This is a genomic window from Thermoleptolyngbya sp. PKUAC-SCTB121 (assembly GCF_016919485.1).
Classification (GTDB): domain Bacteria; phylum Cyanobacteriota; class Cyanobacteriia; order Elainellales; family Elainellaceae; genus Thermoleptolyngbya; species Thermoleptolyngbya sichuanensis.
The window spans coordinates 534,414-557,123 of the sequence record NZ_CP070366.1; the positions used below are offsets into that span (position 1 = coordinate 534,414).

11 protein-coding genes and 1 pseudogene are annotated in these 22,710 nt (G+C 55.7%); 5 read left to right on the forward strand and 7 right to left on the reverse strand.

The window, feature by feature from the left end:
- Positions 1–95: 95 nt before the first annotated feature.
- From JTM80_RS02250 to JTM80_RS02260, 3 genes are all read right to left on the reverse strand, one after another.
- Entirely contained in the window at positions 96–746 is a 651-nt protein-coding gene (locus tag JTM80_RS02250; protein WP_068511235.1) for an LON peptidase substrate-binding domain-containing protein, read from the reverse strand.
- A 261-nt stretch (positions 747–1,007) separates the two neighbouring features.
- Positions 1,008–1,391 carry a divalent-cation tolerance protein CutA gene (gene cutA / locus JTM80_RS02255; protein ID WP_172358779.1) on the reverse strand — a complete coding sequence of 128 codons (384 nt, stop codon included), beginning with the start codon at positions 1,389–1,391 and terminating at the stop codon, positions 1,008–1,010.
- A gap of 51 nt (positions 1,392–1,442) precedes the next feature.
- Positions 1,443–1,976, reverse strand: a complete 534-nt coding sequence (locus JTM80_RS02260) for an ATP-binding protein (protein WP_225906737.1) — start codon at positions 1,974–1,976, stop codon at positions 1,443–1,445.
- Positions 1,977–2,033: 57 nt separating this feature from the next.
- Between JTM80_RS02260 and JTM80_RS02265 the strand changes: the two genes are divergently transcribed.
- A complete protein-coding gene (locus JTM80_RS02265; protein ID WP_172353968.1) occupies positions 2,034–3,191 on the forward strand; it encodes a PP2C family protein-serine/threonine phosphatase in 1,158 nt (385 codons plus the stop codon).
- Between the two features lie 236 nt (positions 3,192–3,427).
- Here JTM80_RS02265 and JTM80_RS02270 read toward each other — a convergent pair whose 3' ends face one another.
- A complete protein-coding gene (locus JTM80_RS02270) occupies positions 3,428–11,359 on the reverse strand; it encodes a LamG-like jellyroll fold domain-containing protein (protein ID WP_205370499.1) in 7,932 nt (2,643 codons plus the stop codon).
- Positions 11,360–12,283: 924 nt separating this feature from the next.
- Here JTM80_RS02270 and JTM80_RS02275 point away from each other — a divergent pair.
- On the forward strand, positions 12,284–13,912 hold the full coding sequence (locus tag JTM80_RS02275) for an aspartate:alanine exchanger family transporter (RefSeq protein ID WP_205370501.1): 1,629 nt from the start codon (positions 12,284–12,286) through the stop codon (positions 13,910–13,912).
- Here JTM80_RS02275 and JTM80_RS02280 read toward each other — a convergent pair.
- Positions 13,909–16,473: pseudogene (locus JTM80_RS02280) on the reverse strand (MGH1-like glycoside hydrolase domain-containing protein); the annotation flags it as partial. The gene JTM80_RS02275 and the pseudogene JTM80_RS02280 overlap by 4 nt on opposite strands.
- An 87-nt stretch (positions 16,474–16,560) precedes the next feature.
- Between JTM80_RS02280 and JTM80_RS02285 the strand changes: the two are divergent.
- Positions 16,561–17,874 (forward strand): NF041680 family putative transposase, encoded by a 1,314-nt coding sequence (locus JTM80_RS02285; RefSeq protein WP_205369514.1) that lies wholly within the window; start codon positions 16,561–16,563, stop codon positions 17,872–17,874.
- Positions 17,875–18,217: 343 nt separating this feature from the next.
- Here the strand turns inward: JTM80_RS02285 and JTM80_RS02290 are convergent, their stop codons facing one another.
- The gene (locus JTM80_RS02290; RefSeq protein ID WP_172353973.1) at positions 18,218–19,003 is read right to left on the reverse strand and encodes a hypothetical protein; all 786 of its coding nucleotides are present in this window, start codon (positions 19,001–19,003) and stop codon (positions 18,218–18,220) included.
- Between the two features lie 558 nt (positions 19,004–19,561).
- Between JTM80_RS02290 and egtB the strand changes: the two genes are divergently transcribed.
- Positions 19,562–20,830 carry an ergothioneine biosynthesis protein EgtB gene (gene egtB, locus JTM80_RS02295; protein ID WP_205370504.1) on the forward strand — a complete coding sequence of 423 codons (1,269 nt, stop codon included), beginning with the start codon at positions 19,562–19,564 and terminating at the stop codon, positions 20,828–20,830.
- Between the two features lie 104 nt (positions 20,831–20,934).
- Entirely contained in the window at positions 20,935–21,912 is a 978-nt protein-coding gene (gene egtD / locus JTM80_RS02300; RefSeq protein ID WP_172353976.1) for an L-histidine N(alpha)-methyltransferase, read from the forward strand.
- Here the strand turns inward: egtD and JTM80_RS02305 are convergent.
- A complete protein-coding gene (locus JTM80_RS02305; protein WP_205370506.1) occupies positions 21,898–22,500 on the reverse strand; it encodes a cupredoxin domain-containing protein in 603 nt (200 codons plus the stop codon). The genes egtD and JTM80_RS02305 overlap by 15 nt on opposite strands.
- Between the last annotated feature and the right edge of the window lie 210 nt (positions 22,501–22,710).

A 22,710-nucleotide genomic window follows, 5' to 3' on the forward strand; every position in this document is an offset into this window, starting at 1 on the left:
AATAGGTTTGAGCTTTAGACTTTGAGCTTTCAGCGAGGCAAACAAGCGAGTTGCGATAAAGCTGGCAGACCCAAAAGCGCTAACCCGAAATTGACCTAGCCATCGAAGCGCAGGGCATCCTTCAGCGCAGTCCGGGCGGCAAGGTGGCTACGAGTAGAGGTCAAAATCTCCGCTTCTCGCTCCAGACGAGCCGCCGTGTCTTGCAGTTCTAGCAACGCCTGCTGCTCCTGAGCTACGCCGTATAGATTGCTGGCGACCCAGTAAGACAGTTCTAGCGGCAAATCTGGAATATCGTCAGGCACTTCGATTTCCTGATTGGTCAGCTTCGCAGAGAGCCGCACCACATCTCGCAAAAGCTGATCTACCTCAATGCTAAGAGAGTGGAGGTTTCGCTCGGTGGGATGGTCTTCGATCCACTCGACTAGACCAACGTGATAGGGCTTTTCGCGCACGTAGTCCAACACGCGAAAGCGCTGCTGCCCCACGGTCATAATCTTCATGCGGTCGTCGGGCATCCGGTGGAAGTTGGTGATTTCAGCGCAGCACCCCACGCTCGCGACGCGACCATCCGCAGGATCGACCATCAGCACTCCAAAGCGGCGATCGCTCTGGAGGATTGTGTTCATCATAATTCGGTAGCGGAATTCAAAAATGTGGAGGGGGAGTCGCCGCCCCGGAAACAGAACAACCTCTGAAAGGGGGAAGAGGGGGAGTTCTCGAACCGCAACCGATGAAGAAAATGCCATTGAGTTCTGTCTAATCAGTATCAGAGCCAGAAAGCGCTAGAGACGCACCTGCACTCACACATACTGCAACGACTATAGACCGCCGATGCAGCGCTGATGATGGTGCTGATGAACCGCCATTGCCGTGTACACAAAGCTTTGGGCACTTATCTTTCAGTTTATCGCATTCCTCTGGTTTTCCCAAGGTTCGACAAACTGCGCTCAGTGCTCTGCATGGTGTTCTGAGCTTTTAGTGGTTTTCGCTTTTAGTGGTCTGAAGTTTTAGCGTTCTGACTTGTCGTCCTGATTCTGAAGGCTGACCCTCGATAGGGGCGACAGGGGGCTAACTGATGCTCCTAACCAGTTGAGATAGTCTGCTGATCCGGCTGCGATCGGCAGCGCGATGATTTCGGGAACGTCGTAGCTGTGGAGTTCCCGGATTTTGGTTTCGAGGGCTGGAAACAGGGTTAGGTCAGTCTTGATCACAAGCTGCCACTCGTCTTGCTGCTCCAAGGTATTCTGCCAGGTGTAGACCGAATGGACGGGGAACAGGCTGACGCAGGCCGCCAGCCGTTCGGCGACTAGGGCGCGGGCGAGCGCCTCTGCTTCGGTGCGAGAAGCAGCCGTCGTCAGCACCAGACCATACGGCGCTGGGAGATCGCACATTGCGGGGAGGTCACTCATACGGTGCTGGGGAACTGATGCGTTGAGGCTGCTCTAGTCTGGTCTGGCTAAGTCTTGCCGGGTGTAATGTTTCACAAAAAGGAGGCAGTTCCGCTGATCGGGCGATCGCCGATAGTCTAGAACGTCTGCTGTTTTTTTCATCAACAGCAGACCCCGACCGCCTGCGGCATCCCGGTCTACCTCATCTGGAATCGCCTCCAGCATTTTTCGCAAGTTAAATGTCGGGCCACAGTCCCAAATCTGGATTTCTAGAAACTCTTTGAAAATCGTGACGCTAATTTCGATCGGGGTGTCTGGCGAACGGTTGCGATGGGCATGGCGGACGGCATTGGTAAAGCCTTCGGCCAGCGCAAGCTGACATTGTAGCCAGACTAGCTCTGGAATACCCGCGCATCGCAGACCGTCAAACCAGGCCAAGACATGATTTAGCTCGTTGAGCTGCGTATCGACCTGGATCTGCTCGCTCCGGAGCATGGTCAACTGAGTCGATCGAGGAGCCGATCGAGCGGGTGAGACTTCGCAGGAAATCCTCGTCTCTTGGGAGGTGAAGCCGGAAGAGGACGACATAAACGCTTATCTTAATAACTATCGTCAAGGTGTCATTGCTCTAGCCCTAGTCTTCCCATGCCGCAGATTCTTATCATCGACGACGACTCAATTATTCAAACGGTGCTAAAAAAAGCGCTGCAATCCCAAGGATATGAGGTTGCGATCGCAGATGATGGGGAGACTGGGCTGGCGCTAGCCGAGAAGCTGCGGCCGGCGCTGATCGTGTCGGATTGGGTGATGCCAGGACTAGACGGGCTAGAAGTCTGCCGCCGGGTCAAGGCAAACCCAGATCTGTCCACTACTTTCTTCATCTTACTCACTGCCCAGAGCGCTGTGGAAGATCGAATTCAGGGCTTGGATACGGGCGCGGATGATTTTTTGGCGAAACCGATTGAAATTAATGAGCTTCAGGCGCGGGTGCGGGCGGGGCTGCGGCTGCACTTGCTGAGTGAAGATTTGCAAACCCAAAAGCGCCTGCTCGAAAAGGAGCTATCGGAAGCCGCCTCCTACGTGCGATCGCTCCTCCCAGACCCAGCGACGGGCGACATTGAAATCGACAGCCGCTTTATTCCCTCTAGCCAGCTTGGGGGCGACTGTTTTGACTATTTTTGGCTCGACCCAGACTATCTGGCGATGTATTTGCTAGATGTGTCGGGGCACGGACTGGGTGCGGCGCTGCCGTCGATTACGGTGCTAAACCTGCTGCGATCGCAGTCGTTGCCCAATGTCAACTTTTACCAGCCCCACGTCGTGCTGCGGGCGCTGAACGAAGCGTTTCAAATGGATAGCCAGCACGACAAGTACTTCACCATCTGGTATGGCGTGTACAACAGGATCAAGCGGCAGCTCACCTACGCCTGCGCCGGACATCCACCCGCCGTGCTGATGCCGGGACGACTGCTGCCCCAGCCCGATAAACCGCCTGAAACCTGTCTGCTGGGGATGCGTCGGGTGCCAATTGGCATGATGCCCGATACGGTTTTTGAGAGCGATCGCTGCAACATTCCCCCCGGCAGCCTGCTGTATATCTTCAGCGACGGCATCTATGACTTGCCCAGTTCTGCGGGTCAGCCCACTTGGGGACTGCATCCGTTTATCAACACTCTGTCTAACTATGCACCCAACGGTGCAACTATCCCAAATCTCGATCTTTTGCTGCAAGCGGTTCGCAGTCAGGGTGGCGTGTCTACTTTTAGCGATGACCTATCTATTCTGCAAATCGCGTTTCATTAATTGCAGCCGATCACCCCGCCAACACACATAGGACTTACGCAGTTGGAAGATTTCTCGCGGGCGCAGCCCGCGAGAAATCTTCCAAACCCTAGAAAACTTATCGCAAGTGCGTAAGTCCTGACGCAAATGGAACATACTTACTCGATGCGTGAATCAAAAAAGGTGTGCCGCTCTGAAAGCGAACAGCACACCCCACGATTTACAGAATCCTCAGGCAGTTGGTTGCCAGGAGTCGCTTATTGCACCTGGCTTTGCAGCACCGAATCCGGGAACACCTGGTAGTAGCGGCTCATATATTCAATGATGTAGCTCTCGGCGCTGGCCAGTTCTGGCATGAACCGAGAAATGACCTCACGAATTGCATCTGCCAGATCGCCATAGCTGCGTGTTTTTGACTGCACGTAGGGCTCCAATCGTTTGATCAGTTCCCAGTTGCTTTCGATGTTGGCGGCTCGCAGCGTGTCTTCGGCGGGCGTGGCGGCGGGAGAGCCATACCGGGGCAAGACGCGGCTGACGTAGGTGACGCGGTGCATCACGCGCCAGGGCTTGCCGACCTTCTGCTGGATGGACTGGCGCAGGGCGATCGCATTCGGATCGTTGCTCTGTTCCAGCCAGGCCCGGTCGAGCACCTTGTTTTCAAAGTCCTTAAAGTGTTCCTGGCTCGGCTCTAGATAGAACGTCATGAACCGATAGCCATCGACCTTCCCAGGACACTTGGCGCGATCGCCCTTGGCATCATACAGCGACAGACCCAACCGTTCTGCCTGCTGCGGGTTGGCGACCTGGATGTTGCGCTCCACATCCAGATCCACCGTCACCCCGAAGGATCGCTGGGAAGCGCTGGTCCTGGTCTTGGTGAGGGTCTGGCTGCCGCCCCAGAAGGACTCTAGCTCAAAGTTGACCGCCATTCCGGCGATCGCCGTGTTGAAGTCCATATAGCCCCCAATCTGACCCGACACCGAGAATGTGCCGCCAATCACCTCTTGCTGGGTCTCCATAAACTGCTGCGTTTCGGCAAACAGCCCGCCGTCGGACGTCCAGACATAGGTGTTGAATAGGTTGCGGCGGGTCAGTTCGGGCAGCTTATCTTCCTGATTCAGGGCAATGCCGCCCTCGATCGCTGCACCAATGCTGGTTCCCACTAGGGGAAGAACGGGTGTCCCTCGCGCCATGCCCTTTTTGCCCGCAGGTTCCACGTCATAGCTGCGATAGTCGGCCTCTAGCTCCTTCTGCTCCCGCTCGATGCGCTGCTTTAGGGCATAGGCTTCGATTGGCTTGAAGTAGCTGCGGTCGGGGCTGGAGTCGGTGGTGTTGGGATAATCCACCGCATCCGCATTCAGCCCCACGCGCCCGTCCAGCGTTCCCTGTTTCACATACTTCGGATTCATGGGGAACATGATCACGTTCCAGTCTTTGGGAATGTCGGGGTTGGGTTGCATCCGCAGAGCTACCGTCACCCGCCGTGCCGGGTCGCGATGCTTCAGCCGCATCACAAACACATCCGCTGTTTCCGACTGTACCAGCGCAAAGCCGACGTTTTTCGGCACATAGCGCCTGCCCAGTTCAGGATAGCGGGGGTGGGCAGCCTCTTCCCAGTCTCCCTGAGCAGTCAGGCGGCTGAGGGTGTTCGTGGTTTTGCCAAAGCTGACGGTACTGTTTTGCAGCCAGCTTGTGTTGGTTTCCATATTGCCCTTAATGCCCAGCACCAGGTTCGTGTTGACAGTTTCCACCACCAGCCCAAATCCAGCTTCATTTTTCACCTTGAAGCCAGCACCGAGCTTCATATTGAGGGCAGTTTTGTAGCTGCGATCGCGCGTATTGGCGTAGGTATACATCATCTGGTCGGCTTCGGTGAGTTCCACCGTGCTGACCTTTTCGTAGGTATCGCGCACCGTCAGGTTTTCGCTGGGCACGGGCGGCGCACCCTCGATAAAGCCGATGAGCTGCGGGTCATACTGCGCCTGTCCCACCCACTCTAGTTCCAGATCACCGACCTTGTAGCCCGTTAGCAGTCGCCACTGGCCGTTGCGGATGTAGGCGTAGCAGCGCTTCATCACGCCTATCAGGTTGCCCGCCGAATCGGATTGCATATCGCCGTATTCCTGCACCGCAGGCGCATTCGTCAGCACGTCATGAAAGTCGGTCTTGACCTGGGCCAGGGCGCTGCGAACCTGGGCGGTTTCTGTGCTGACGGGGGCCGTAGACAGGGCAAAGTAAGCCAGTGTTGCGTCCGTCAGCGGCGAGTTGGGCGCAGTGCCCGGAATCGCTAGATGCAGCCCGCGCCCAGAGCCATCTTGCAGTGTGTTGCCCACTTCGCTGGCGTGATAGTAGGCAAGGAGCTGTTCAAAATCGCCTGCAATGGGGCGGAACAGATTGTCCTGGATTTGCTCCAGCGTGCGGGCGACTTTCCAAATGCGGACTTCATCTAGTTCGCCTGTGAAGGCGTGGCGCTGCAACGCTGGGTTAGCGGTCGGAGCGCTTGCATCCGTACCCAGCGAAAATCCAGGTGTACCCTCAAAGGGTGGCTTTTGACGGCTCCAGGCATAGGGCGTGTTGCTGGCGCTCCAGACATAGGTCATCACGACATCGCCGTTGAGATAGAGCCGCAGACGCGAGGCTTCTGGGTCGCTGCTCTGCACCCAGCGTGCGCCGTAGATCGTGGCGTGATTTGTGCCCTTAGAGTCTTGGGCGATCGCCCTCTGGTTTTCCTCCAGTTGCCACCAGCCGACCAGCCCCTTTTCGCGGCCCTTGATCGCTTTGCCCAATTCCGAGGCAGTGAGAGCACGGCTCCACAGGCGCACCTCGCCCAGTTCTCCCCGGAACGAGTGAGCGGCCATCTTTGTGGCATCTCGCGGGTCAGTCTGGCAAACAGCCCAGCCGATTTCGAGGGGCTGACTACCGCTGCCGATGGTTCCCTCAAACCGCTCTGGATTTTCCGCCTTGCTGACAGATTTCCAAATCTCATACTGCACGCCGTCCTGGCTGCGTGCATAGAAATGGAATTCATACCATTGATTGATGCTCACTTGAGCATTACCTTGAGCGGTTTCAGTACGGTGCTGGCGCGTCACGCCGACATGATAGACCTGATTCGGCTGGAGTGAAAATGAGGACTTTAGGAAGTGATTTTCGGGTGAATCCTGGTTGTCTTCAAAGGCGAAAACAAGCTTCCCTTCTTTGTTCACTGACAGAGAATAAGTACAGTCATCATCACTGCCGTCTTGTATCTTACCTTTGGTCAAAATGCCCTGGGGCTGAGCCAAATCATCCAGCCGAATGACAGCCTCGATCGTCAGGTCGCCCGCCAGTTCCAGCGTTGTATCGCTGCCACAATCCAGGCGATCGCCCGCCTTAAACCTTAGCGCGTGGGCCTGCTCAAACACTGCCGCAAGATGCTGCCACTGATTAGCGGATGCCATCGGGTCGGTGTAGACCAATTTGCCGCCCACTTCGGCAAACACGCGATAGATCGGCGCATTTTCTCGGAGCGCATCCAGGTCGTGGCTAATGCCCAGGCGATAGCGGGTAGACGGCGACCCCGACTGATGCTTCAGGATTTCCGTAAAGCCCTTGGGAAACGCGCTGTGCTTCACCCAAGCTTCTATCGTCAGGTTGGCTTCGGTTTGATAATCCGCTAGCCGCTGTGTCGTCGTCACGGGGCGAGCAGCCGCATCGAAGGAGAGCGCATAGCCATAGGCATCGGCGACCCAGCGGTTGCTGAGGGTGTCATCGCTGAGGACAGCGGTTCCTGGCTGCACTGGCTCCGGTTCATTGCCCGCATCCACCAAAAACAGCAGCGACCCATCCTGGAGCGATCGCGCAATCTGGTTGACCTGGGCATGAGCGTCGTAGTCGTAGGGCAGCAGATACACGCCCTCGTCAGCTTTGCACGCCAGCGTTACAGGGTCGATTTGCACCTGCATCATCTGCGAATTGACCCGGCGCAGAGCAGGACTGCCCAACACCCTGCCGTGGCGCTGATGGCGCGAATCGTCCTGGGCAACCAGACGACCCTCCCGCAGCACGAATCGCCAGCTTCCTGCCAGCGTTTGCCAGGCGGCTCCGGTGGGGTCGTTCAGCACGCGGCGCATTCCGGCAGCGATGTCGGCTTCGCTGCGGGCTTCGTTCCAGATGCGGAGTTCGCCGATTTGCCCTTTGAAGTGGCGATCGCCATTCCACTGCCCCATGAATAGCGGCCCGCCGCCCAGCAGCGCACTGCGGTTCGTCGCCGTGGCCACCAGTTGCCCATTCACCAGAATGGACTGGGTGCGGGCTATGCTGTCGTAGCGCCAAGCAACGTGATACCAGCGCTCTGGCTGTAGCACGATGGGGCTGCTGAGGTCGTTGGCCTCGCCAAAGAAGCCCAGATACGGCCGGCGATCGCGGATCGTTAGGTGCAGCGCCCGCAGCGCCGCGCGAGGAGCCGCGCTCCCCAACACAGGACAATCTCTGGGCGCGTCGGCTGCCAGGTTAATCCACGCTTCCACCGTAAAGCTGCGGTTGGGCAGGCCCAGCGCCTCGGCGGTGGTCAGCTCGACAAAATCGCTAGAGCCGTTGAACGAGAGCGATCGCCCCTGGAAGCCCGGAACCTCGCCCTTGGGCAGCATGGATTGCGCCGCCTGCACGACAGCTTTGGTCTTGCCGCTGCCGATCAGCAGGGTGTCGCCCGCCTTGAGGGAATGCGTTGCGGCGCTCTCCAGGTCAAACTGGGCGACGCTGCCGGATAAGGCTTCGGTGAGCTTGCCGAGATAAACCGGACGCGCCATGCCGTTTAGCACGGCGACAAACTGAGCGCGATCGCGCGGCACCCGCTGCCATTTTTCCTGGATACTCGTCGCCGCGTTTTGAATTGCCACGGTGCAGGTGTCGGCATCCTCTGCTGTGATAGTGATCTGGCTACTGTCGAGGGCGGCCCCAGCAGAGCGGGCGATCCAGCGCAATCCCGGCGTTTCGGGCTGGCTAAAGCTGGCGCGACCCGTCACCACGTCGTAATACGCGGCAAAGAACTGGTTGCTGGTGCCCCGGTAATACAGGCTGAGGCGACCCGTGACGCTTTCAAACAAGAGCGGCGTGTCCTTCGTCCAGGCAAAGCCCAGCACGGCTCCCGACACAGTGAGTCCGGTCGGATCGGCGCAGACAAACGGCATCGGCAGCGGGTTGTCTTGCCCAAACTCGTGCATCACCAGGCGCAGGTATCTGAGCGTGGGGATGCCGTCGGCAAGCTGGCTTTCCAGGAAGCTGATTTCACGTCGCAGGCGATCGCGCTCTGCCTGCAAGGCTGTGGTGGCTGCGTTGTAGAAGGTGACCAGATACCCCAGTCCTTCATCTCGCAGGTTTTCGTAATGCAGCGGTGCTACAGGTGGCACTTCATACGGCAAGCTGTTTACCGCAAGGTCGCTAAAGCGGAGCTTGACGTATTGGTTGCCCTTGAAGAAGAAAAAGTCTCCGGTTCCAGCGCGATGCACCACGCCGTCTACGCGAGTCCACTCAGTTGGGAAACCTGGAAAATGGTCGTGAATGCGGCCGGTGGTGCGATACCCGGTGTGGACTTCCCCAACGGGAGCATTCCAGCCCGTAAAGCGAAGCCAGCGATCGCCCCGAAAGAAGAAAACCTGTTCGTGCCCTCTGACTGCTGCATCGATGCCCAGCGCCCAATCGCTTTCATCAGGTTTGAGACTAAACGCCTCCTGAATTGACGAGATGTGATGTGGCGTGCTGGACGGTGTGATCAGGTTAACCCAGGGTTTACAGGCTGCACCTCTAAAGAGGTAGCAGTTGTTGAGTTCGCCAAAGGTGACGAGGGTATCCAACCCCGTCCATTCAGCCGGGAAATTCCGGGGATGGAACAGTTCGGCAATCGGTCGGATGGGCTGCTCGGTCAGGTTGCCATCGCGGTCGAAGACAAAGGCTGCGCCCTGAGTCGCCGTCTTGCCCACATACAGCAGCTTGTAGTAAGTCCGCCCGTTAATCGTTTCGCTGTAAGCATCCAGTTCTCCCGTGCAAATGGGAGCCTCCGCCAGCTCTGCCTCGATGTTTTTCAACGTGCTGAGTTTGGCGATGCGCTCACTCGTCCAGCGCTGTACGTCTTGCTGGAGCTGGCTATATTCTTCCAGGGTGTCGCTCAGCGTGCGATCGCCAATTTTGACGGCTTCGAGCTGTTTCAGGTTGAGCAGGTCGGGCACCTGTGCCAGGTTGCCATCCCGCGACACGGCAAAATCCAGCACGGCGATCAGCGGTTTGGCGGCGGTGTCGGTGGAGCGATCTTCCGTCGGCACGGCAAACATGACGCGGCCGTTGCGCTTGATCGGCTTCTTTTCCTCCGCGACATAGCCCACCCCTGCGGGTTCCTGCTGGTAATAAAACAGCGCCGTGCAGCCAGCAGTAACCGCGCGATCTTGAAAGGCAAAGCTAGAACGACGAATGCCCGGATGCTCGCCCACGGGCGCTTCCGACTTGATCCAGGGATGCTCGCTGCCTGTGATCTGCCCGTGCTGGGCAAAATCCGTCTGGTCATACAGCACCGTACCCGTGCCCTCGTCGCAGCGCCAGTAGCCCACCAGATCTAGCTCATTGCCCACCAGTCGGTGATGCCGCTCGATCTCTAGTTCGCGGGGCGATCGCGCTCGGCTCCAGATCCGCAACTCGTCGATCTGTCCTTTGAAGTGATCGCCCTGGGCCGTGCGGTTGCCGAGGAACAGCGGGTCATCGTTAATCAGAGCGCGGGACAAGTCATCGTCAACCGTGCCTGCGGCCACCCCGTCAATATACAGCGTAATCGTGGGCAACTCGGTGTGTTCCTGGTCAGCGCGGGGCGTAGCCGTCCGCACCACCGCCACATGATGAAACTGACCATCCGTTAGCGCTACTTCGGATATCAGCGCCAGCGTCCTTTGCCCGTCCGTGCGGAAGAAGCCGAGTTTGCCATTGCTCAGATAGCGCAGCGCATAGGGACATTCGCCGCGGCCCGCGCCTTTTTCCAAAATGTTGAACTGGGCAGTGGGGGCCTCATCTGGGTTGGCTTCGCTAATTTGTGCGGGGTCAGCTAGCAGCCACATCTCCAGCGTAAAGCCGTTGGCACCGGGCAAGTTCAGCCGCTCTCTGGAGCGCACCGCCACGGCATCATCTACCCCATCCAGCAGCAGGGCCGATTCGGCAAACCCCGATTGACTCAGCAGCGGAATCAGCGGTTCGCCCGAAAAGAGACAGGTTCCTGGCTGCCGCTCGAATACGCTCTGCTGATGCTCTGGCTTGGGACTGGTGTAATACTGCGTGCCGCGGGTGTTGAAAGAGCCATTGGGCGATCGCTCGATGTTAAAAGAATCAAACCGCTGGGTCACTCGGTTGTAGGCAAAGATTTGCCAGCGCTGCACATCGGGAATCGCCGTCGGCAGCAGCAGCACTGTAAACCAGCCGTTCGTTAAATTGCGAACAAAGTCAAGCGTTTGAGTTGGCTCGTAAAAGGCTTTCTTTTCCAGATCTTCGTAGCCCAATCCGTCCTTGCGGCTGGCGGGCGAATCTTTGCGGCGGCTACGCTGATAGCGCACCTCTAGCTTGGGCTGGAGTTGCCCACCCGTGAATACAAACCGATCCATCAGCAGCGTATTGTCCACTACAGGAATCGGCCGCCCCTGAGCATCTTTCAGGACTTCGCCCTGGGCGCTGGTTCGCCACACCATATCGGACGCATCCCGTGCCGCCGACTGACGAAAGACATACACATGCTGTTCGTCTGAAAGAACCTGAAACGGTCGAAATCCATTCAGACCGCCGTTCGGCAGAGATGCGCTTAATCGTGCCGTAGTAGATTGAAAGCTGTCTCGCTCTTTGGGTTCGATTAATGTTCCAGCAGGCAGCGCAACGCCATGTCGATTGACGAGCGGCATCCGCTGCGTCCCCGCTGCCGATTTGCCAACGATCGCCAGTTCATCAGGAAAGATCAGTTCCTTTGGCTCAATATCCCAAAATGCACTATCGAGGGAGGTAGAAACACCAGAGCGCTCCATATCAAGAACTGTGTAATAGATATGGCGATCGCTATCCATCGCAAAGGCAATCACCGTTCCGTTATGGCGCACCATAGTCGTATAGACATAGGTCTTTTGTGCAGATCTGGCGGCGGCACTAGAGGGTTCATACACTTTGACAAAATTCCGTTCGAGGATAGACATGGGGGCTTGTCTCCTGTTGCTTGAAGTAAGGATTTGACAGGTAAAGTGCAGATTCTCGCTCAGCTTGCAAACACGCAAAACACTGTCCAGACGCAGCATTGCAGGGCAGGCACGGCCTTTGCCAGATGACAAGTACAATATCCAGCAATATCCAGCGCCCTTGATAGAGCCAAATTGGGGGCAATCCGGCAATTGACAAGGGTTTGTTGGCGTTACAGAGATTGAATTTTGATCAACGCCTGACCGGTGCTGATGAAAGGACAATGGTTGAAACTGCACCAGCTAAGAGCCATTTTGGATATGTCATGCTTATCTCGAGTGCATTAACCGAATGAATTACGTCTTTGCAGCGAAGCGAGGGGAACACTATTTGTTCCTTCAGTCTAGAAAAAGACAATTCCGAAGTTGTGCGGAAGTTTGTTGATTCAAAACAGGATTTGATACGGCGCATTGTGATATCAATTCCTGATTTTTGCGAATAGAGTATATCGATTTTGGATTTTGGATTTGAGATTTTGGATTGCTAATCCAAGATTGAATAAGGCTTTTGGCGGTCGCACCCGTGGCGCTGCCTGCGAGAATCGCGGTTATCTTTGCAAAGCATCCAAGCAGCCAATCTTTTTTGATTGGGATGAATATCGTATGGCCAGTGCTGCAAGAATGGGAACTATTGGTAATCCGGTTGCTCACAAGGTTGACTCTATTACTGTGAGCTAAAACCGCTTAAAATCACCTGATTTTGTGATCAGAAACACGAAGCAAGGTGTCAGCGATCGCACTTCAATATTTTACAGATCGCAAAAGCCTGGTCATCAAGCGCGATCGCCCCCAATTGCATTCAAATACGCCCAAATGCCTCCAGCGTAATTTGGAAGACGACAGCGAACCAGGAAAAGGCGGTATGAAAAGAAGAGTGAGCGTGGCTTGGACTTCTCTTCTGTTCTGGAGGCAGCCGTGGAAGGATTGTGGGCGTTTCTCAGCGGTCAGCCAATTCTGACGCTGTTTCTGGTAATTGCGTTGGGCTATGCGGTGGGCGAAGTGGCGATCGCCGGATTTAGCCTGGGCGTGGGGGCGGTGCTGTTTGTCGGGCTGGCGATGGGTGCGGTTGCACAGGATGCTGCGCCGCCTGCGCTAGTCGGCACCGTTGGGCTGATTTTATTTTTCTACGGCATCGGCATTCAGTACGGCAAACCTTTCGTGGAAGGGCTGCTCAGCCCTAGCGGTCGCTGCCAAAATGCGATCGCCCTGCTGAGCGTGCTGGCGGCAGGATTGGTGACGGCGCTGCTGATGTCCTGGCTGCGGCTCGACCCGGCGCTGGGAGCGGGCCTATTCACGGGGGCGATGGTCAATACAGCGGCGCTACAGTCTGTGGCCGACAAGGTCGGAGGTGACCTGCCCGCAGTGGGCTACGGCGTGGCCTATCCGTTTGGCGTACTGGGGCCGATTTTGGGGATGTATCTGGCGCAGCGGCTCCTGCGGCCGCGAGTCGAGGTTCCCACCTCACGGGGCGTAGAGGAGGTGGAGGCGCTGGTCAGCCATCCGGCAGCGGTGGGAAAGTATCTGTCGGAGGTGACGGCGCAATTTCCCGACGAGGTGCAAGTGGTCGCCGTGCGCCAAAATGGTCATAACCGAATGCCGCGCCCGAACCTGCGCCTGCAAACGGGTGATGCGCTGCTGCTGCTTGGGGCCAAGGGCGACGCGCTCAAGCAAGCTTGCCGCACGATTGGCGATGTTGCCCCGTCGCAGATTATTCCTGACCACACCGAGCTAGACGACCTGGATGTGTATGTCTCCAAGCACAGCGTCATTGGGCATCGGCTGGGGGCGCTAAACTTGGGCGAGCATCCGGGTTGCACCATCCTTTCCGTGCAGCGGGGGGACGCAACGCTCTATCCGCATCCGGGGCTGGTGCTGGAGGCGGGCGATCGCATTTGGGCGGTGGCCGAGCGCGATCGCCATTCTGCCGTGCGTCAGTTTTTTGGCAACTCTGCCCGCAGCACGGCCGAAGTCAGCTACCTGGCGCTGGGGCTGGGCATGGTGCTGGGCGTGTTGTTTGGGCTGATTCCGTTTCCGCTGCCGGGGCTGGGGACGTTCACCTTTGGCGCAGCTGGGGGTGCGATGATTGTGTCGCTGCTGCTGGGCTGGCGCGGCCGCATCGGTCATTTAAACTGGACAATTCCACCTTCAGCCAATCTGACGCTGCGAAATTTTGGGCTGACGCTGTTTCTGGCTGTGGTGGGAATGCGATCGGCTCCGGCATTCTTCTCCACCCTCAGCAGCACGGGCCTGCAACTGGTGGGCGTGGGCGCGGCCATGACCGCCGCCATCGTGGTGGCCGCCTTTATGCTAGGCTGTGGGCTATTTCGAGTATCCTTTGACGAGGCGCTGGGCATTGTAGCTGGCGTGACGGGCAATCCGGCGATCCTGGCCTACGCTGCCAAGTCCGTCCCCACCAACAAACCCGAACTGGGCTATGCCATTGTCTTTCCCAGCAGCACCATCATCAAAATCATCGTGGTTCAGATTTTGCTGGTGTGGTTTGCGGCTCGTTAGCAGAAGTAGCGCTCCTGCCTAGCCCCTGCCGCATATCGTCCACACTGCTGAATTAGCTTCGCCACCAGCCCCGTCCAGCCCGTCTGGTGACTGGCTCCCAGCCCTGCGCCATTATCGCCGTTGAAATACTCATAGAACAAAATGTGATTCTGCCAATGGGGATCGGTCTGGAAGAGTTCTGCGCCGCCAAAAACAGGGCGCTGTCCGTCTGCGTTTTGCAGGAATAAGCGGGTAAGGCGCTCCTCCAAATCAAGCGACACATCCCACAGATTTTTAACCTGATCTGACCCGGTGGGGCAGGCCACCAGAAACTCGTCCCCCAGGTAGTGGTGAAATTTTTGCAGGGATTCAATCAGTAGGTAATTCACTGGAAACCACACCGGGCCGCGCCAGTTGGAGTTGCCGCCAAATAAGCGAGTGGTGGATTCTGCCGCTTCGTAGGCGACTCGATATTCGCTGCCATCGGCATAGAAAGTATAGGGATTGTCTTTGTGATGACGAGACAGCGAGCGGATGCCATAGGGGCTGAGAAACTCACGCTCATCCAGCATCTTATCCAGCACGCGCCGCAGCTTATCGGGACGCACCACCGCCAGCAGTCGCCGCCGCCCCATCCCTTCCGCCGTAAAGCTGGCGATATTGTGGCTCAGGTCTGGGCGATTCTCCTCAAACCATTCCAGCCGTTCCTTGAAGCCGGGTAATTTATCCAGCAACTCTGGCTCCAGCGTTTCCACGGCAAATAGGGGAACTAGCCCCACCATCGAGCGGATTTTGAGCTTGAGGCGATCGCCGTGGGGCAGATGCAGCACGTCATAAAAGAAGCCGTCTTCCTCATCCCATAGCTCCGTCTTGCCGCCGCCAATGTGGTTCATGGCATCAGCAATGTAGACAAAATGCTCAAAAAACTTGGTCGCCATGTCTTCATAGACCGAGTTTTTCTGCGCCAACTCTAGCGCGATAACGAGCATATTCAGGCAATACATCGCCATCCAGCTTGTGCCGTCGGACTGTTCTAGGAAACCGCCCGTGGGCAGCGGGGCGCTGCGGTCAAACACACCCACATTGTCCATGCCCAAGAAGCCACCTTCAAACACGTTGCTGCCTTCGGTGTCCTTGCGGTTCACCCACCAGGTAAAGTTCAGCAGCAGCTTTTGAAACACGCGCTCTAGAAACTGGCGATCGCCCTCGCCCCACATCCGCTGCTCGATTTTGTAAACGCGCCAAGTTGCCCAAGCGTGAACCGGCGGATTGACATCATTGAAGGCCCACTCGTAGGCTGGGATTTGCCCGTTGGGATGCATGTACCATTCCCGCGTCATGATATCGAGCTGGTATTTGGCAAAGTCAGGATCGATCATGGCCAGTGGAATGCAGTGGAACGCTAAATCCCACGCTGCAAACCAGGGATATTCCCACTTGTCGCACATAGAAATGATGTCGTCGGCATCTAGATGTCCCCACTGACGGTTGCGGCCATGCAGCCGTTCGGCAGGCGGAGCGGGCATGTTTGGGTCGCCCTGGAGCCAGCGACTGACATCGTAACGGTAATATTGCTTGCTCCACATCATGCCTGCAAACGCTTGGCGCTGCACATTGCGGCGATCGCCATTCATCGGAAACGGGCTGACCTTGTGATAAAACTCATCGGCTTCTTGAACCCGCGCTGCCAAAATCTGGTCAAACTCCGCGCCAAAGGGATGGCTAATAGACGGGCGATCGCTAAGGCGCAGACGAACCTGGCGCGTCTCTCCGGCGGGAATTTCCAGAACGTAGTGAGCGGCGGACTTGGTGCCCCGCTGTTCCGGATTCACTGCATCCGTTTCCCCGTGAATCACGGTGCGATGAATGGCATCTTTCACGTAAGGTGTGGAGTTACCCACGTTAAACAGCGCTTCGTAGTTCGTCTCGTTTTCAGTGAAATAAACAGGCGGCGTGATTTCGGCTCCGTTCACCGCCACTCCTTCGCAATAGAGCCAGTGTTGCCCCAGATCGGCGTGAGTAGAGGCGATCGCCGCAATACTCTCCAGCCCCTTCTGACCCAGGTGCGGCAGGTACATTCCCGGCTTTTCGACCGCATCACCCCAGTTCCAGGTGTTGCGAAACCACAGCGTCGGCAGCAGGTGCAGCGGGGCGGGGTCTGGGCCGCGATTCGTCACCGAGATCTGAATCAAAATATCCTCCGGTGCAGCCTTCGCATACTCCACCATCACGTCGAAGTAGCGATTTTCAGCAAAGATACCCGTGTCGATTAGCTCGAACTCCGGCGTGAACTTGTCGCGCCGCTGGTTTTCTGCGACGAGTTGCTCGTAGGGAAACGCTGCCTGGGGATACTTATACAGCGCTTTGAGATAAGAATGGGTCGGCGTGCTGTCCAGGTAGAAGTAGTACTCTTTTACGTCTTCTGCATGATTGCCCTGCGGCCCCGTCAGCCCAAATAGGCGCTCCTTTAGCACCGGATCTTTGCCATTCCACAGTGCTAGCCCAAAACAAAGCCGCTGCTTTTCGTCCGAGATGCCCAGTAGTCCGTCTTCGCCCCAGCGGTAGGCGCGGCTGTGAGACTTTAGTTTGGACTAATGGTGAAGAGGAAGGCAGTCAATGAGAAGCACCGACTGCCGTAAGGTCAATGAAGTACAACCAACATTGACCCCATGATTTTCAACGAACTTCAGCAATTTCGCCAAACGTTGTATGCCAGCTTGGGAAACGCCAGAGATGCCCTGTTTGATCTGATGGATGCCGTGTTAGTGAGTGCGTGCATCGTGTCGTTTGTGAGGCTATCGCAGAGTCCTGTCTTTCGTCGCCAGTGGTCGAGCCCCTATGAAGCGTTGCGCGATAGCCGCCTACCCCGCTCAAAGGTGCTGAAGCTGTTGGTGCAGCAGATACCGACTCAGCAGCAACCGTTGTTGGCAGGTGATGCGAGTCGGTGGAACCGTCCTGCTGCCAGGCGTTTGAAAGACCGCACCTTATCAGGCAGAACAGGACATGCCCCGATAGCCGGACAAAACTACAGTACCTTAGCCTGGATTGCTGAAGACAGGGGCAGTTGGGCATTACCATTGCGGCATGAGCGCATCACCAGCTTTGAAACACCCGCCAGTAAAGCGGCATTCCAACTCAAACAAGTGACTCGGCAGTTAGCGGTGCGTCCGTTGGCGATCTACGACCGAGGGTACGGCAATGCCAGTTTTGTCAACCAAACGGCAGGGATTGAGGCAGACTTGCTGCTGCGGGTTACATCCAATCGATGTGTCTATGGCGCGCCCCCAGCGTATCGAGGGCGAGGCGCACCTGCCAAGCATGGACATAAGATGAAACTCAATGACCCTGACACTTGGAGTGTCCCGGTCGAAACCGTTGAAGTCGATGATCCCAACTGGGGACGAGTGCGGGTCAGTCGTTGGAGTGCATACCATTTCCGCAAATCCCCGAAACGGGCAATGGAAGTGTTGCGCGTGGAGGTGCTGGAGACACAGAGCAGCACGCGACGCTTGGCTCCTTTGTGGTTAGTTTGGCTGGGTGAGCAGATGCCTCCGTTAGAAACCCTGTGGTTGCACTACCTCCGTCGCTTTGCCATTGAACACTGGTATCGCTTTGCCAAGCAGAGGCTATATTGGACACATCCCCAGTTCAGTTCTGTATCGGCAACCGAACAGTGGAGCAGCCTGATGCCGTTGCTCAGTTGGCAGTTGTGGTTAGCGCGAAAGGACTGTACTGACCACCCCTTGCCCTGGCAGGCACCGCAAGAAACGTTGACTCCGGGTCGGGTCGCACAAGCGTTTGCAGGCATTTTGGCAGCGATTGGCACCCCTGCTCCTGCGCCTAAACCTCGTGGTAAATCGCCAGGACGAGGCAAGGGGCACAAGCCAACTCCTCGTCCCTGCTATCCGATGGTCAAAAAACGAGCCTCGAAACGCAAGACATCCGAACAATCCCTGAACAGTCCGGTTGCAACAGCAGCTTAACTGCGAGCAGGATTGTATCCAATTCCTTAAGTTCAACTGTTATGAACGGTTGAGCAGATTCTTTATGGCATCCTGTTGAGCATTATTGTGATGCCAGTTAGTCCAAACTAAAGGTGAGACTGCTGATGCGAAAAATAGTCCCACGCGGAGCCATCCGCGCTATAGTCTTCACGAACTGTCCCCCACTGGCGATCGCTGAGATACGGCCCCCACTTTTTCCAGGGTGTCGCTTGGCTGCGCGATTCAAGCAGGCGTTGGTGTTCAGGAATCATGAGCATTAAGAGAGCAATGGCTAAACCGCAGCGCTTTGCGGCGTACTTTAATGCTAACTATGCTAGGCAGACTAAGGAACCGATAAAATCTGCTTTGCGATAGAAACCGTTCTATCTATAAAGGTAGGCAAATCCTCTGCTTTTGTAATCTGAGTCGCCTTTAGCACTGCACCCACCCAGTGATCGGTATGCCAATTGCCAGATTCCAGCGCTGGCAGGTTAGATAACTCTGGATACGGATAAGGCGAAATGTACCAGTAGGGTTCACCATAGGACGGGTCGCCTGGCGATAGCCCCACGCCGAGGTACTTTGTGTCTGCTTCGGTGGAGCCAGCATAGGTCATTAGCGTGGCCATGTCAAAATGGTGGGGCCAGATGGCGATCGCCGCCGCTGCTGGGTTTTCTGCCACAATTTTGGCCAGCAGCGGTTGCGTTTGGGCAAAATAAGCTGCCACTGCTTCGCGCCCTGCGGAATTGCCAAACTCGAACGCGGCTCCGTGCGCCAGGAGGTGATCGGGGAAATCGTCGGGCGGATATTCCAGCAGCTTGATCGAGTCGGTGGCAACCCCCAGTTTTGCCAGTTCTGCTTTGTGCCAGTCGAGCGCCTGCTGCATGGTTTGCCCTGCCAGTGGCAAAGAGGCGATCGCTGCTCCATCTTTCAAAATTACGCTAGTCAGCAAACCGGGCAATAGCACCAGTTGGATTGACGTGTCGGGGATTGGTTTGCCGATAAAACCAAACAGCGCTTCGTCCCAATCCAGTGTCACCTGGCTCCCATCGGGCTGGGGTTTGCCCAGTGCTGCACCCACTGCTGCAATAAACTGCACTGCATAGTGAAGCTGAACACGATCAGACACAAGATCTTGAGGATTCATAGAAAGTCCGGGGATGCAGGGATGAAGGGATGAAGCAGAAAAGGAGTATCGGTTATTAATTCCTGTGTTTAAGTCTTTTTGGATATTTGCCCATATTTACCAATCATGTTTTATAGATCACATCGCAAATCAACTCGCAAATCGACAAGATGTCGATCACGCATTGCTAGTTCCACATTGCAGGTTCCACATCAACACTCTTTATGGATTTTCCTTTATGGATTTCCCTCTATAGACACTTTCTAATTAAACGCGCAAAACCGAAGCGAAAAATTAGAGCATTCTGAATGCTACCTGGAAAAGTTCAAATTCAGGATTCCCTAAAAGTCTCACTCTGCAAGTTGTCTTAAAAACAAAGAAAAGCTTAAAAATTGAGAAACACCTAAAGAAATCTGAGATTTCGCTGAGTCCTTGATGAGTGAAATCTCAGCCTTTATTGAGATGAGTTTTAGTGAAAATCGAGGTTATCATCATTTTGAATTTGAGATTCCTGTCAGAATCAGCACCATGTTATCTGAGCGTTCAACCGAGAGTTTAACCATGTCCCCTACGACCGTTGCAATTTCTGAGGCATTGCCTCCATTGCAGCACCAATATTCAGCAGTTCGTCAACTGAGCGAAACGCTCTGCCGTCCTTTAGAAATTGAAGATTATGGCATCCAGAGTATGGCAGATGTCAGCCCGCCAAAGTGGCACCTGGCCCATACAACCTGGTTTTTTGAGACGTTCTTGCTCTGTCCTTTTCTAAAGAATTACAACGTTTTTCATCCGAAATATAGCTATCTATTTAATTCGTATTACGAAGCGGTTGGAAATCGCCATCCTCGGGCCCAGCGGGGACTGCTCTCTCGCCCAACCGTGGCAGAGGTTTATCAATACCGGGCCTATGTCGATGACGCGATGCGATCGCTCTTTTCCAGCGTCCCGCTCTCCGCTGAAATGACTGCGCTAATCACTCTAGGGCTTCACCATGAACAGCAGCATCAAGAATTGCTGTTGACCGATATCAAACATATTTTTGCCACCAATCCTTTGCGCCCTGCTTATCGACCTGCCGCGCCAAAAACTGCTCTAGCTGCCACTGCACCACCCCTCCGGTTCGTCGAGTTTTCTGGTGGACTCCACACCATTGGACATCAGCAATCTGGCTTTGCTTTTGATAACGAAAGCCCTGCCCATCGCGTCTATCTCCAAGACTTTGCGCTGGCATCGCGCCTGGTGACGAATGGCGAGTATCTGGAATTTATCGAAGCGGGCGGCTATGAAAAGCCCGAATACTGGCTGTCGGAGGGCTGGGCGACGGTGCAGGCCCAGCGATGGACTGCGCCGCTGTATTGGGAGCAGATAGACGGTCAGTGGTGGGAAATGACGCTGATGGGAATGCAGCCGCTCAACTTGGCGCAGCCCGTCTGTCACGTCAGCTTATTCGAGGCGGATGCGTTTGCGAATTGGTGCGATCGCCGTTTGCCCACCGAAGCGGAATGGGAAATTGCTGCTGCGGGGATGCCCGTTGTCGGGAACTTGCTGGAGGGCGATCGCCTCCATCCCCAGCCTGCCAAAGATTCACAGCCTGTGGAGCAACTCTACGGCGACGTGTGGGAATGGACGCAGAGTGCATACCAGCCCTATCCTGGGTTCCGCCCTGCTGCGGGAGCAGTTGGTGAATACAACGGCAAATTTATGTGCAACCAGACCGTCTTGCGCGGTGGATCTTGTGCCACACCGCCTGGACATATTCGCGCCAGCTATCGCAATTTCTTTCCTGCAAGTACGCGCTGGCAGTTCAGCGGCATTCGTTTGGCAGTGTAGTCTGGTGTCCTAGACGAGTTCTTTTTCAATTCTCTATTCTGATGCACCAAGATGAAATCTTCTGTGCAGAACTATATGTATTCTAGGATTTCAAGGAACGGTTTATGACAGCGACGCTCAACTCTCAACTGCATTATCGCCCGGTTAAGCTATACGACTTTCAACCGCCGTTAGAGGACTTTCGATCGGCGGTGTTGGAAGGCTTGCAGCGATTCCCAAAGTCTATCTCGCCGCAATTCCTCTATGATAAGCGCGGATCTGAACTGTTTGACGCAATCTGCACGCTGCCGGAATACTATTTGACGCGAACCGAAGTCCAGCTTTTGCAAGACCACGCAAACGAAATCGCGACGTATCTGGGAAACGGGGCGCTGGTTGAGTTTGGCAGTGGCAGCAGTCAGAAAGTCCGCCTTTTGCTGGACGCTGCGCCTCAGGTGCAAACCTACATTGGGCTGGATATTTCGCGGCAGCACCTCTACGAAGCCTGTACTGCCCTGGCGCAAGACTATCCGGGGCTGGAGGCGATCGCCCTCTGCACCGACTACACGCAGCCGCTCCCCATCGCCCAGATTCCCGAGCTGCAAAACCGACACACCATCGGCTTTTTTCCGGGTTCTTCCATTGGTAATCTAGAGCCAGCGGAAGCCGTCAAGTTTCTGCAAAATGCAGCAGTGCTGGGCGACCTGATCATCGGCGTGGATTTGAAGAAACCTGCTTCGATCCTAGAGCCGGCCTACGACGACGCGCAGGGGATTTCCGCCGCATTTGCTCTGAACTTGCTGACCCGGATTAACCGCGAACTGGGCGCAGATTTTGACCTGTCGCTGTTTACCTATCGCGCCCGCTACGACGAAACATTTGGCCGCATTGAAATGCAGATTGTCAGCTTGGCGCAGCAAACCGTTCACATTGGCGATGCCAAAATCCGCTTTGGCAATGGCGAAACCTTGCGAACTGAGTACTCCTACAAATACACGTCCGATGAGTTTCAAATGCTGGCAATGGCGGCTGGGTTTCAGCCTATTCAGGTGTGGACGGATGCCCAGCAGCTCTTTAACATCCATTATCTAAAGCGTCTGTAAGGCTGAGTGGTTGGGATGGGTGGGTGCGGATGCAGGAGGGGCGATCGCACCCTTCTCTTCTGCGCCCTGGACTTCAACCACCCCCCGAAACATATTCATGCCGCAAGTAAACTCATATCGACCGGGTTGCGTAGGAGTGAACTCGATCGCAGTTGTTTGATTCAGCGGCAAAGCTTGGGCAATGCGAAAATCGGGAAAGCGGACCTCTTCCAGACAACTGCTAGGATCTTTGCGATCGAAATTGAGCCGCACCGGCTGACCCACCTGCACCACGATCTGGCTTGGCTCATAGCCGCCATCCACCGTCACGGTCACTTCCTGGATGCCGCCCTGTGTCGTGGCTTTGCGCGACTTGGGTTTGCTGAGCAAAAACCACCAAAGCTCCAGCCCGATTAACCCCAACCCGCCTGCGGTGACCGCCACTTTAGCCCAAAGCGGTTGTTCAATTCGTTGGAATTGTCCTGCATTTTTAGAGGTCGAATGCTGTATTTCTGTGTGCGTTTCCTGGGCGATCGCCTCATTCGAGACCATTCCACACAGCATTCCGACGATTGCAACGCCGTTAATGAGTGCTGTTTTGTAAGTCATGTTCATCTCCTCCTAGATCGATGTCGCGAGTAGCGTTGCAAGTACTGTTTCAAGTAGCGTGCCAGAAATAAGACCCAATAGAAAACCAAAGCCTGCCAATGTGCCGAAAAAAGTCATGTGATTACTCATCGTTCTGTCCTTCCTGAGTAAATTTGGTCGCCGCACAGTTAAGCTACCGGATGAATGAGAATGCAAGGATAAGTCCAATCG